Origin of the sequence: Corynebacterium kozikiae, from assembly GCF_024580965.1 — a bacterium.
GTDB lineage: Bacteria > Actinomycetota > Actinomycetes > Mycobacteriales > Mycobacteriaceae > Corynebacterium > Corynebacterium kozikiae.
This window is the reverse complement of sequence record NZ_JANIKJ010000003.1, coordinates 172,922-186,273: the sequence shown is the minus strand read 5'-3', so window position 1 is coordinate 186,273 and position 13,352 is coordinate 172,922. Positions and strand designations below refer to the sequence as shown.

Annotated in this window: 8 protein-coding genes and 1 pseudogene; 5 read left to right on the top strand and 4 right to left on the bottom strand. The window is 61.5% G+C overall.

From position 1 onward, the window contains the following. Positions 1-334 precede the first annotated feature (334 nt). Positions 335-1,213: a PT domain-containing protein gene (locus NQ018_RS03930; RefSeq protein WP_306428900.1), complete on the top strand. Its 879-nt coding sequence runs from the start codon at positions 335-337 to the stop codon at positions 1,211-1,213. Between the two features lie 353 nt (positions 1,214-1,566). Continuing rightward, a complete protein-coding gene (locus NQ018_RS03925) occupies positions 1,567-2,373 on the top strand; it encodes a hypothetical protein (RefSeq protein ID WP_257058614.1) in 807 nt (268 codons plus the stop codon). 143 nt (positions 2,374-2,516) lie between these two features. Here NQ018_RS03925 and NQ018_RS03920 read toward each other — a convergent pair whose 3' ends face one another. Beyond that, entirely contained in the window at positions 2,517-3,908 is a 1,392-nt protein-coding gene (locus NQ018_RS03920) for a DUF418 domain-containing protein (RefSeq protein ID WP_257058611.1), read from the bottom strand. Between the two features lie 66 nt (positions 3,909-3,974). Between NQ018_RS03920 and NQ018_RS03915 the strand changes: the two genes are divergently transcribed. Then, positions 3,975-5,000 (top strand): winged helix DNA-binding domain-containing protein, encoded by a 1,026-nt coding sequence (locus tag NQ018_RS03915; protein ID WP_257058609.1) that lies wholly within the window; start codon positions 3,975-3,977, stop codon positions 4,998-5,000. Here NQ018_RS03915 and cobJ read toward each other — a convergent pair. From cobJ to NQ018_RS03900, 3 genes are read right to left on the bottom strand one after another with little or no spacing between them, the layout of a single operon-like run. Next, complete coding sequence (gene cobJ / locus NQ018_RS03910) at positions 4,997-6,562, bottom strand: precorrin-3B C(17)-methyltransferase (RefSeq protein ID WP_257058605.1); 1,566 nt, start codon at positions 6,560-6,562, stop codon at positions 4,997-4,999. The two genes, NQ018_RS03915 and cobJ, sit on opposite strands and share 4 nt — an antisense overlap. Beyond that, a complete protein-coding gene (locus NQ018_RS03905; protein ID WP_257058603.1) occupies positions 6,559-7,209 on the bottom strand; it encodes a precorrin-8X methylmutase in 651 nt (216 codons plus the stop codon). Before NQ018_RS03905 ends, cobJ begins: the two co-directional genes overlap by 4 nt. A 50-nt stretch (positions 7,210-7,259) precedes the next feature. Next, a complete protein-coding gene (locus tag NQ018_RS03900) occupies positions 7,260-8,468 on the bottom strand; it encodes a ferredoxin-like domain-containing protein (RefSeq protein ID WP_257058601.1) in 1,209 nt (402 codons plus the stop codon). Between the two features lie 342 nt (positions 8,469-8,810). Here NQ018_RS03900 and cobN point away from each other — a divergent pair, with 342 nt between their 5' ends. Next, entirely contained in the window at positions 8,811-12,506 is a 3,696-nt protein-coding gene (gene cobN, locus NQ018_RS03895) for a cobaltochelatase subunit CobN (RefSeq protein ID WP_257058599.1), read from the top strand. A gap of 131 nt (positions 12,507-12,637) precedes the next feature. After that, positions 12,638-13,261 (top strand): annotated as a pseudogene (locus NQ018_RS11575) (FxsA family protein); the annotation flags it as partial. Positions 13,262-13,352 lie beyond the last annotated feature (91 nt).

Sequence of the window (13,352 nt, the reverse complement as noted above, 5' to 3'; positions counted from 1 at the left end):
CGGCTACACCAAAGCCTTGGCTACCGAACACCAGCCGAGGTTGAAGCAGCCTTTTGGGCATACAACCCACCCAAAGCCATAATGGAAACCAAGGCAAATGCCTAGGAACAAAACCCAGGGCAGCTCAGTGGTTCAACGCGAAGGTGCAGCATCCAGCCAACGTTATTTCCGGTGAAGAATACACAATGTCTTTGAGCGCTCCCTCTTTCACGGTACGCAAGAGTGGGCTTCAAGCTACGAGGGCATTGGGCATTCCAGAAAAGTCGCGCTTTGACAGCCGCAGGGCTGAAGTGCAGGCAAGCGCTGAGGTAGCTGGTGGCACAGTGACTTCCCCATGGAGCCATCAAATTGGATTACCTCGGACAAGGTGGAAATTGCCAACCCGAGCTTGATCTCATTCACCCGTACCGCCGGTGAAGCTGGCACCACCGAAGATTTCGGCCAGATCAACTACTCCTGGGTTGAGGAGGCGCGTATTGATGCGAACTCACCGACCGTTCAGGTATCGCGGTGGGAATGCATCGTCACGCCAACCCAGGCACCATTCGCCTCCGTGGAAGTTCTCCCTGGTGAAACCACTCCGGTTGTAGAGCCAACGCTTGAACCAACAGCAGAGCCCACAACCGAGCCCTCAACCGAGCCGACCACCGACCCAATAGCGGAACCGACTCTTGAGCCGACTGCCGAACCATCCGCAGAGCCCACTGCCGAACCGACACCGGAGCCAACGGAAAAGCCGACTGAGGAGCCAACGGAAGAGCCGACGACGGATCCGGTGGTAGAGCCAACCGTTGAACCAACGACTGAGCCTACGGTCGAACCTACGGCAGAGCCGTCTGCAGAGCCAACCGAAGAGCCAACGGCGGAACCACCTGCTGAGCCAACTGAAGTACCAATTGAAGAACCAACTGCAGAACCAACTGCGGAGCAATCGGCTGAACCAACGACCGAGCCGACCGCTGAACCAACCGAAGAACCAACAGCAGAGCCAACACCTGAAGACAACTCTGATGAAGATGAACAGAGCGAGGAAAACCCAAAGCCTCGATTCAGCTTGTTGGTAGCAGTGTTGGGCCTGGTAGGTGTGTTCTTCGGATTCCTGTGGCCGATGTTCGGTGGCCTGTTCGGTGGCAATGGCAGCGCTCAAGGAATTTGGCACCCATTCAGCTCCTTCACGGGTCTGTTCGCACCCTGGGGATCTCACAGGAACTAATAGCTACACCCATGTGGGGGTAATTAACCCCTCAGCCCGGAGACAGTTCGCGCCCGATTGCGAACTGTTTTTCTTTTGTAAGGTTGGCAAGCGGTGTTTGATTGTGTGGTCTTTTGCAATAACACACAGGTTTGGTCGGGTATCTCTCAGAAAAGCGGGAATGCTTGTTTGCTTTTCCTGAATTCCCCGGTTGTAAGCCCGTAACCGATCCGTTACTTTCTTCACCAGGAAGTATGTGTGGGGCTTCCGGGTAACCGCGAGTGAGCGAAACGCCTCAATTACCTGGCTCGCAATACTCACATACAGGGGTAACCCCTGATCATTATCAACATGTCCCGAAAGGTTTTATCACTATGAAGAAGCTCGGAGCCCTCGTTGCCGGTGCTGCAGTGGCCAGCTCTCTTGTCATCGCCCCTCAGGCAGACGCCGCTCAGTACGAGGTAAACGTGCAGTGCACGCGCACCCTGGAGAACGGCAACGCAGCCGGTGGTCAGAACCCAGTAACCGTTCCAATCGAGGTCACTCACCCAGAGACCGCAGTGTCTGGTGAGGACTACACCTTTGAGTTCGAGTTCAACCCTACCGCTGTTTCCAAGTCCAACTTCCAGGCTCAGAAGGCCCTGGGTGTTGCGGCGGGCACCGAAATTGAGACTCGCTACGTTGAGCGTACTGGCACCGCTACCATCGCTGGCGAGCAGGTTGAAGGTTCTGTAGCAGACACCGAGTGGTTCGCAGATGCTAAGAACACCAAGCTCGAGATGCCAAACGGCCTTGTTCTCACCCGTACCGCTGGTGAGGCTGACACCACCGAAGAGCTCACCGGTGCAACCTTCACCCTCGTGGAAGAGGCTCGCCTGAACGCTGACTCCGAGGCCAAGCGAATCTCCACCTGGGATTGCACCATTACCCCAGAGGGCGACAATGCTGGTGCAGTGAAGATCGTGGCTGCAGACGAGCAGCAGCCTCCAGCAGAGGAAGATGAGGAGAAGGGCGGCATCTTCTCCGGTCTGTTCGTTATCCTCATCGCAGCGGCTGGCCTGTTCGGCTTCCTGCTGCCACTGCTCCAGGGAGCCTTCGGTCACCTCTTCAACTTCAACCTCGGTTCCCTCGGGTTCGGCGCCGGCTCTTCCTGGCTGCCACTGAGCCACGATCACCGCTAAGCCCTCCCAGAACGCACTCCGCGAAACAGCGGATGCGTGAGCGGCCAAGGATCTTGGTTGAAGAAAAGGCAAATGAAGCCTTCACCCGCGTCTCCCTTTGAAAAGTAACCCGAACAGGGTTCTCCTCAAAGGGAGACGTTTTGCTATGTATGGTTTGAAGCCCTGTGGATTTCACCCACCCCGGTGCCCTTCAAAGACACCCAACGCACAAACTGCTCCAACGGACCCCGCGGGAAGAACAGCATCCACACCGGGCAGGCGATCAGAAGAAACAGCACTGTTGCGCCAAAACCAGACCAACCGGCGAGGGTGTTCATGGTGCCGTCCACCTTTAGGGCTTCATCGCTGAATACGCCGGCAGAATACTCTTGGTAGTACTCGGATTCGGCGTCCCACAGGCTTTCCCACCCCTCGGATTGCTCTACCAAGTCTTGGTACTCACCCCACGGCATGCCGCCAAGCTCATCCACGTTGGTACTGCTCACGCTCTTCTCTTGCTCTGCAATGGAAGCATCAATCGGATCTATGGCCACCCAACCCAACAGGCTTAACAGGAACGAGATCACCGCAATGCTCAACACGTGGAACACGTAGCTGCTCAGCGCCATTTGCCCTACCGATCGCAGTGGGAAAAGGAAAATCTGTGCCCAAGGGATCCTGGCGAGCAACAAGCACAGGGCGATCACGCCGATGCTCACCGCTGAGGCGCTCGCTACGTCGATGAGGCCACCGCTGTGGGCGCTGGCGTCGGCGGCAAGGAGCGATCGCCAACTCAAATCCGGAGCACCGGCTAAGGTGTCCGTCGGGAAGGTCAAGGCACCTGGTACCGCGGGAGCCTCCAGCATTGTGCTGCCTTCACCGAGTTCACCTGAGTCCTCCCGAACTCTCCACCACAACATCGCGCCTAGTACCCCGAGCCCCGCTAGGGCAGTAAGGGACTCGCGCCACACACCGCGGGCACCCCCATCCGCCGCTGAAGCGCTGGCAGGGGCAACGAGGAATCGGTACAGGAGAATCCCCACCACGCCGTAGGTGAGCCACGCGAACGGAGGATATGGGCCCAGGAGCCCGGATGGATACCAGTCATAAGCGTTGGAAATACCTAGGATCGCCGCGCCGCCAACCCACAACGTGAGGCCGAGCACGATCACGTTCCTGGTACGCCAGCGAGTAACGGGGCCGAGCAGCATAATGATCAGCGCTATGGAGCTCAGCACCACAGCGATGAACGTCTGTACCGCGGCAAGCAGCATTCCCAGGAGGAGGATTACCACGCCGCGGATAAGGAGCCGGTGGCGTGCCAAGGCCAGTTCAGTGCCGCCAGCGGCGTTGCCTTTTGCCATCATCAAGGCGGTGGACACACCAGCGAGCACAGCAAACATTGCTGAGGGGAACCCGTTGGTGAGCGCGTACACCGCGCCGGTACTGGGAGCCAGGTGTGCGGCGATCATGCCGACTACCGCGAGGGCGCGGGCTACGTCAAGCCCAATGATTCGGGTGGAAGAACCCATGCGTTCACGGAGTGTGTGTGTCATGGTGTTCATCATAAGGCAACCGCCACCACGCCAGCACTCCCGGACAGTGGCCTTATACTGGCCTTCATGCAGTCACTGGGACTACCTGAACTCCGCGCTCGCAGGCTGATTGCCCAGGGCTTAGGCGGTGCGCAACCGCACGTTCCTACGGGCGACCTCGCCGCAACCACCAAGCATATGCTGGCAACCCAAGGTCAAAACTACGCCGGTGGGCTCACGGGCCTTGCCCTGCGCACCGGGCTTAAAGTGCGCCACACCCCCACGGTGCGCAGCGAGCTCGATTCCACCATGGACTCCCTTGGCATCATCCGTACCTGGAGCCAGCGCGGTACCCTGCATTTTCTCCATGAGGAAGATTTCTGGATCGTGCAACTCTGCGGGATCCGCGCAACCACCTTGAACCTTGGCAGCGTCGCTCAGCGCTGGAACATGCCTGAGCAGACGTACCGAGAGATTCGCAACGCCGTGCTCGACGCCGCCAAAGTGCAGATTTCGCGGGAGCAGGTGCGGGAGATTGTCGACGCGCACTGGGGCGCGCAGGGGTCTGGGGTGACATCCAGCGTGTTGCGGCATCTGGGAGCAGCGGGTGAATTGGTGCAGATGAGCAAGATCGGAAGGCATGATTCCTTTATCCGCACTGACCAGCGGGTAGCGCAGGCGCACAGGCGCAAGCTGGAGGATCAGGGAAAGGAAGCGCTGATCCGGGAACTTGCGCTGCGATACTTTAGTTCCCGCGGGCCGGCTAGCGTGGCTGACCTTGCGTGGTGGTCAGGGCTTGGCAAAACGGCGCTGCAGAAAGCGGCGCAATCCTTGGTGAGCAGCGGCGAGCTGATAAGCTTTGAGCACAAGGGCACGGAAATGTACGCCGCGGCGTGGCAGGAGGAAGTGACCCCGAAGCAACTCCAGGCTGCGCTGCGGAAACGTTGGCACCTGCCGCCATTTGACGAATACCTCATGGCCTACACCGACCGGCAGGCGATCTTCCACAAGCAAGCGCGCCCCCATGAAGTGCTCACCGCGAACGGGCTGTCCTGGGAGTTCGCTGTGCGCTCGGGGATGATTACTGGCCGTTCGGAGCAGACAGCAGGCTAGGCGCCTTCACGTGGGGCGAGTTGCTTGCGGGCTTCGGCGTCGATGTCGCCTTCGGCGTAGTAGCGGGAGGTGTACACCCTCGCCCCCTGGCTGCTGATGTACGTCTTCGTTGTGGACGCACCCACGATGAGCATGGTGCGCATATCCACCACCTCGGGATCCAACTCACCAAGGGTGGTGACCAGCACGGACTCCTCGTCCGAACCCACCGCGCGAGCCACAATTACTGGCGTGCTGGGCGGCTGGTATTCCAACACGATGTCCTTGAGGGCCTGCACCTGCCAGCGGCGCTGCTTCGACGCCGGGTTATAGACCGCAAAGGCCATGTCTGCACCGGCGAGCGCGCGGAGGCGCTTTTCCACCACGCTGAAAGGCTTGAGACGGTTGGAAAGCGAAACCATGCCGAAGTCATGCCCCAACGGTGCGCCCACTCGGCTAGCAACTGCTTGGGCGGCCGTCATGCCTGGGACAATGCGCACGGAAACGTCTGCCCATTCCGGGTCCTGGGCCACCTCCAGCACCGCGGAAGCCATGGCAAACACGCCGGGGTCACCGGAGGAAACCACCGCCACGCGGCGCCCTTTCTTAGCCATATCCAGCGCCATCGCAGCACGCTCGGCTTCCACCTTGTTGTCCGAAAGGTGGCGGCGTTGCCCGGCGCGCTCGGGCACGCGGTTGATGTAGGTGGTGTACCCAACCAGATCTGTGGCCAGGCGGAGCTCCCGGCTCACCTCCGGGGTGGTCCAGGCGTCGTCGCCGGGGCCCAGGCCAAGGACCACCACTTCACCAGTGACTGTTGGCTGTGTGTTGTGGTTGGGATCCAGCAGGTATCCCTGCCGCTGGGAGGGCACTACGGCCACCGCGAAGTAGGGGATCGCGTTGGCGTCGGCCTCGCGCAGGGGGAGAGCCTGCTGGCCTTCCATGCCCACCCGGATCACCACATAGGCGCGTTCGCCGAGGCCCGCCCGTTCCAGGGCGTCCTTGACCTTGGTGAAGTTGCGGCCGAGCTTCATGATCACGGCGCTATCACAGGTTTCCAGGGCGCGGTCCAGTTCAGCGGCTGGGAGGGTGCCGGGGATGATGGATAGGAGGTCCTCGTCCTCAGAAAGCGGCAGGCCTAGCACATTTGCTGCTGCGGTGACTGAGGGGATGCCGGGGATGATCTCGGCAGGGTAGTCTTCCGCCAGGAGCCGGTGGAGGTGTTGGTAGGAGGAATAGAGCATGGGGTCACCGAGCGCCAGCACCACCACGTGTTTACCGGCTGCCAGGTGCGCCCCCAGGCGTTCGGCGGCCTCTGCGTAGAAATCGGCCATTGCTCCGGCGTACCCGCCGGGGTGGTCTGTGATGCCTGTGGTCACGGGGTATTCAAGGAGTTCTTCCTCCACACCGGCAGGGAAAAACTGGCCGGCAATGCTGCGGGCCGTGCTGCTTCCATGGGGGCGGGCGTGGAACGCGATCACGTCCGCCGATTCAATGGCTTTCAGCGCCTTCAGCGTGAGGAGTTCGGGATCTCCAGGGCCTACACCTACGCCGGTGAGCTTGCCGCGCACACTTATGGTCATGGGAGGATCTCCTGGGCAGTTGCCAGAGCGTTAATGGCGGCGCAAGTAATTGCCGAGCCACCACGGCGGCCGTGCACCGTGAGGAACTCCGTGCCGGCCTCGTGGGCAACCTTGGCCAGAGCCTCCTTGGACTCCGCCGCGCCGATGAAGCCAACTGGGATACCCAAGATCGCTGCTGGGCGCGGGTAGGTGGGGTCCGCGAGCAGCACGTTGAGCAGGTGGAACAGGGCGGTAGGGGCGTTGCCGATTGCCACCACGGAACCTTCCACTACGGGGCGCCACAATTCGACTGCTGCGGCGGTGCGGGTGGTGCCCAGGGTTGCGGCGAGCTCAGCCACCTGTGGTTCGCCGAGGTAGCACAGCACTTCATTGTGTGCCGGGAGGCGTTTGCGGGTCACACCAGAGCGAACCATGTTCACATCCGTGAGGATCGGCTTGCCGGCCTGGAGGGCGCCGCGCGCAGCCTCCACCAGGTTGGCGGAGCACTCGATGTCTTTTGCCAGGTCGGTTTGGCCGGCCGCGTGGATCATCCGCACCGCAATCTGTGCTTGGTCCGGGGTAAACGCGCTGAGGTCTGATTCCTCGCGGATCATGGCGAAGGAGCGACGGTAAATCTCGTTGCCATCGGTTTCATAGTGAAACCGCATTGGTTCGCCCGGTGCAGTGGTCCCTGATGCAGTGTTCCCTGGTGCAGTGGTCATCGGGTAGCTACCTCGTATTCCCCGTCGCCTGTAGCAACGTATTCCGTGTGGTGTTCCAGTGGGTGCCCGCAGCGGCGGTCGCACCCAGAAAAGTGTACTAGTCCAGCGGGCACATTTCCGCTTTCCACCAGCGCAATGGCGTCCTGTTGGGTGTAGCTCAGAGACTTCTGGCAGCCCGGAAGCCCCGTACATGCAGTGACCTTAAGCCACGGCGAGTTGGCGTCGAAAATCAACCCCAGCGGCGCGAGCACTTTCACTACGGCCTCGGCGTCGCCCTCGTGCAGATCATGGATCACCAGCGAGGCCCACGGGGTGATGGAGGTGTGCGTACCGACGGCACCAAGTACCTGCGCAATCTGGGCGGTCATCAAACCGAATCGAAGGCCAGCGCCCAACGTGACGGTATGGGAACCTTCCTCCTGCATCCAGCCGATTGGGCGTTCTGGTGGGGTGCCCAGTTCCGGCACGGGGCTTTCAGTGACCGCTGGATGGGCAGCGAGCCATGCGTGGATCGATTTCACCACATCCGGGGCTTCGTGAGTGCGCCAGTGTTCGCCGCGGGACTGTTGCCATTGTGCGGCGGCCTCGCTGAGGAGTTCGGCGAGCAACGTGGGGTCTGCCTTTGCTGCAAGCCCTGTGGGTTTGCCGGCGAGCACAAAGTGGGCATGTGGTGTGGGGGAGTCTTGGAGGACCACGCCGAAGTCTGGGCGGCGGGCGGCGATGGCGCCATCGCCTGCGTCAAATCCAAACAGGGTGCGCCCGGAGAGACCGGCGGTGTCAGGGCGCGCGAGCAGGGCTCGATCCAGAGCTGTTGCGTATTTGTGAAGCTCAGGGCTGAGCGGGGAGGCCAGGATGTTGCGGATCTTGTCATGTGCCGCGGAGGGCAGAAAATCCGCTGCTGCGATGGCCTCGCTGAATGCTGGGACGTCTTGGACCCCACGGAACTGCAGGTTGCCCCTGGTGGTGAGGTGGATTACGGAGTTGCCCAGCTCATTGGCAATCTGAGCAATTTTGGTCCATTGCTCGGGGGCAATGCGCCCGCCGGGAAAGCGCACGCGCCCAATCGCACCGTCTTGTGCGTGGTGCAGGCTTAACGCTCCTGGGCACATGTCTGAACGGCTGCGGTCAGGTGCAGAAATGAGCACTGCAGCCTGGGCAAAGGAAAAGTTGTTCGGGGTGGGTGAGAAGTCTTGGGCGGAACTCATAGGGGCAATCCTAGTGAGGCCGCGGTTCAAGGCGCGGTTTTGCCCGTGAGGCATATTCCACATGAGGCATTGGGCACAGCAAAGCTGGAAAGCGGGAATAAGTCTCCTAAGGGCGTGTCCAACCGTGGTGTTAAGGTATCCGATAGTGCCGTGTGCTCTGTGGTGGTGGAACGTCGGTGAAAATCCGGGACGGACGCGCCACTGTGAAAGTCAGACCTGCCTCACAGAAGCAATCGCACACTACCTGCGCAAAAGGTGCAGTACACCGCCTCCCCGGTACCGAGGGGGGATCCAGCCGCCCTGGGGCGCGATGAACCCACGTGAAAGGACGCCGCACACGCGATGATTACCCTACTTTCCACCTCAGATACAGACCTGCTCTCCGCCAAGGCAGCCAACGCCCACGAAGATGTGGCGTTCCAATACGCAAACCCCAACCATTTGAGTACTGCGATGTTGGAGAGCTACCTGGAAGGCACCGATGTATTCGTGGTGCGCCTGCTCGGCGGAAAGCGTGCCTGGGAGGAAGGCCTTGCCACGCTGTTGAAGTCCAACAAGCCGGTGGTAGTTGTTTCCGGTGAGCTGGCCGTGGACGCGGAGCTCACGGACATTTCCACCGTACCCGCCGGTGTGGTGACCACCGCCCACACCTACCTGGCTGAGGGCGGTATGGAGAACTTGGTGAACCTGCACCATTTCCTCTCTGACACCTTGTTGCTCACTGGCTTTGGGTTCTCACCCGTGCAGCACATGCCGCTGTGGGGTGCGCTTTCCGGATACGAGGATCGCCTGATCCCGGCACCCGCTACCGGAGACAGGCAGACCAAGCCGCGCGTTGGTGTGGTGTACTACAGGGCGCAGCATTTGGCGGGGAATACCGCCTACATTGCGGCGCTCGCGGGTGCCCTGGAGGCGCGTGGGGCGGTGGCCGTGCCGATCTTTGCCGCGTCGTTACGCCAAGCTCCGCAGGAACTGCTGGATACGCTGGGCACTCTCGACGTCCTCATTACCACGGTGCTCGCCGCGGGTGGCACCAAACCTGCTGAGGTGGGTGCGGGCGGCCAGGATGAGGCTTGGGATGTGGCGCAACTTGCCGCACTGGACATCCCAATTCTCCAGGGTCTGGCCTTGACGAATTCCCGCGCGCAGTGGGAGGAGAACGACGAAGGCCTTAGCCCCCTGGACGTAGCTACCCAAATTGCGGTGCCGGAGTTCGATGGGCGCCTGATCACCGTGCCGTTTTCCTTCAAGGAATATGATGCTGACGGCCTGATTGCCTACGTTCCGGATGAGGAGCGCTGTGCTCGCCTGGCCGGGATTGCGGTGCGCCATGCGATGCTGCGCCACAAGCGCAATGCGGACAAGAAGCTAGTGCTCATGTTGTCTGCCTACCCAACCAAGCATGCCCGCATTGGTAATGCGGTGGGTCTGGATACCCCGGTTTCCACCCTGCGTGTGCTGGAGGAGCTGCACCGTGCGGGCTATGACCTGGGTGACGTCTCAAAGATCCCAGGGTTTAGGGCTGCTGCGGTTGCTGCACCGGGTGGCGGCTATGGCGACCACGACGGCGATGCGTTCATGCACGCCATCATCGACGCCGGTGGCCACGACCCCGAATGGCTCAACGACGACGTGTTGGCCAACAACCCGCACAAGCTCTCCGCGGAACAGTACAAAGAGTTTTTTGCCACCCTGCCCGAAGCCATGCAAGAGGAAATGCGGGAGCACTGGGGCGAGGCCCCAGGTACGCACTATGTGAACTCCCAGACGGGGGAGATTTACATCGCTGGCCTGCGCTTTGGCAACGTGATGGTGATGGTGCAGCCGCCACGCGGTTTTGGTGAAAATCCAGTGGGGATTTACCACGACCCCGACCTACCCGCCAACCACCACTACCTGGGCACTTACTTCTGGCTGCGCGAGGTGTTTGGTGCGGATGCGATTGTGCACATGGGCAAGCACGGCAATATGGAATGGCTGCCCGGCAAAAACGCGGGCCTTTCCGAGGAGTGCTACCCGGACCAGGCGATTTCCGAACTGCCACTGATCTACCCATTCCTGGTGAACGACCCCGGTGAAGGCACCCAAGCGAAGCGCCGAGCGCACGCAACCCTCGTGGACCACATGATCCCGCCGATGGCGCGCGCGGAGAGCTACGGTGACATCACCCGCCTTGAGCAGTTGCTGGATGAGCACGCCACCATCTCCGCAATGGACCCAGCGAAGCTGCCCGCGATCCGCCAAGAGATTTGGACCTTGCTCCAGGCCGCCAAGATGGACCGTGACCTCGGCTGGGACGAGCGCCCCGACGAGGACGCCTTTGATGACAAGATGATGGAAATCGACGGCTGGCTCTGCGAAATCAAAGACGCAGCCATCCGCGGCGGCCTGCACATCCTCGGCGAGGCCGTAGACGGCGAGGTGCGGGTGGAGTTGGTGCTCGCCATGCTGCGCGCCCGCCAGCTTTGGGGTGGGGCACAGGCGGTGCCGGGTCTGCGTGAGGCGCTCGGCCTCAACGAAGCTGGTCAAGAAAGCCGCACGCGGGTGGACACCGTGGAGCACACCGCGCTCGAGCTGCTGCGAGCCCTGGAAGCCAGGGGTTGGGACGTCGCGGCGGTGGACGAGGTACTCGCCGTCGCAAGCGAGCAGGCAGAGCTCGAATTGCCAGGTGCTGACTTGGAGGCGGTAGCATCCTTGCTCCGCTTTGCCTGCGTGGAGATTGTGCCGCGCCTGGCCGCGTCGGCACGCGAAATCCCACAGGTCCTGCGCGCGCTCGACGGTAAGTTCATTGAAGCCGGGCCCTCCGGTTCACCGATGCGCGGCCTGGTGAACGTGCTGCCTACGGGCAGGAATTTCTACTCGGTGGATCCGAAGTCGCTGCCTTCACGCCTGGCGTGGGAGACGGGGCAACTGCTGGCGGACTCGTTGATTGAACGCTACCTCAACGACCACGGCCAATACCCCAAGTCAGTGGGCCTCTCCATCTGGGGTACCTCCGCCATGCGCACTTCTGGAGACGACATCGCCGAGGTCTTTGCCCTGCTCGGCGTGCGCCCCGTGTGGGACGAGGCCTCCCGGCGCGTGGTGGATTTGGAGGTGATCTCGCTGGAGGAACTCGGCCGCCCGCGCATTGACACCACCGTGCGCATTTCAGGCTTCTTCCGGGATGCGTTCCCGCACGTCCTGGCACTTATTGACGACGCCGTGCAGCTCGTCGCAGGGCTGGAGGAATCCCCGGAACAAAACTATGTGCGGGCCCATGCGCTTGCCGACGCACCCCAGGCCGCAGGTTCCCAAATGTCACACGTGCGCCGCATTTTTGGCTCCAAGCCGGGCACTTACGGTGCGGGGCTACTTGAGCTCATTGAGTCCGGCAACTGGCGTGATGACCAGGACCTGGCGCAGGTGTACACGAGCTGGGGTGGCTACGCCTACGGACGTGACCTTGCCGGCGTGGAGGCTGCTGAGGACATGCGTTCGGCATACCGCCGGATCCAGGTTGCCGCTAAGAACGTGGACTCCAAGGAACACGACATCGCGGATTCTGATGACTACTTCCAGTTCCACGGCGGCATGGTGGCCACCGTTCGTGCGCTCACCGGCGAGGACCCCGAGGCCTACATTGGTGACTCCACCCGCCAAGAAACCGTGAAAACCCGCACCCTGCACGAGGAATCCCGGCGTGTGTTCCGGGCCCGCGTGGTGAACCCCCGTTGGATCGAAGCCATGCGCAACCACGGCTACAAAGGTGCGTTTGAAATGAGCGCAACCGTGGACTACCTCTTTGGCTACGACGCCACCACGGGCCTCATGGAGGACTGGATGTATGAAACCCTCACCGAGACCTATGTGGCGGACCCGGTAAACCGCGAGTTCTTTGCCCAATCCAACCCATGGGCACTGCGCGACATCGCCGAGCGCCTACTGGAGGCCGCCGAGCGCAAACTGTGGGAAAACCCCTCCGAGGAAGCCCGAAACGCGCTCACCCAAGCCTTCCTGGACATGGAAGGTGCCGTGGAGGAGCGCGGGCAGGCCTAGCTGTTGGGCTTGGCTGAAGCTGGCATTGGGGCCCGGGAGTCGGGACTCGGGAGCCGGGCCTCGGGAGTCGGGAGTCGGATCTCGGGACGCGCGACGGCGGCGTGTCCCGGTGAAACGGTAGAGTGTTGGGCATGCCAATTCTTGTTGCACTGCCGTACATCTTGATCGAGGCCCTCGCCTTTTGGGGCGTGGCCTCGTGGCTCGGTGTAGGCACCGCGCTGCTGCTGTTGCTGGGTTTCTTCTTCGGCGGTCTCATCTTTGCCGCCTGGGAAATGAGCCGGATCTCCAGGAGGCTCATGCAGGGCAATAATCCAGGCAAGGCCGCCGGTGATCTGGGGCTTACCGCAGCTGGCGCCATCTTGATTGCCATGCCGGGGTTTTGCACGAGCATCTTTGGCCTGCTGCTGGTGCTCACGCCCACCCGCGCACTTTTGCGCAAGGTACTTGCGCGCAAGTTGGCGCTCAAAATTGAGCAGCTTGGCGTGCGCAGCTACGAACAGGCTGCGGCATTCCGGCCCACCACCAGCACCTACGGTTCCTTTGGCAGCGGCACCGGCAGCGGCAGTGGGGTGATGCTGGGTGAAGACGGCAAGGTATTCATCCCTGGAGATGCCGGTCCTGGAGATAACGGTGCAAACGGTGCAACCCCGAGGCCAGACTCAGATCCGAACTTCGAGGCGGCGATTGAGGCTTGGAGCGCCACCATGAAACCAGAGGACTTCACAGTCAATCCACCCAAGGATGGTGGGTCTGGTGAAGGGGGCAGTGGTGACGTCGGAAGTGCCGGTGGCAGCGGTGACGTCGGAAGTGCCGGTGGCAGCGGAGACAGCGGCAGTTCCAGCGATG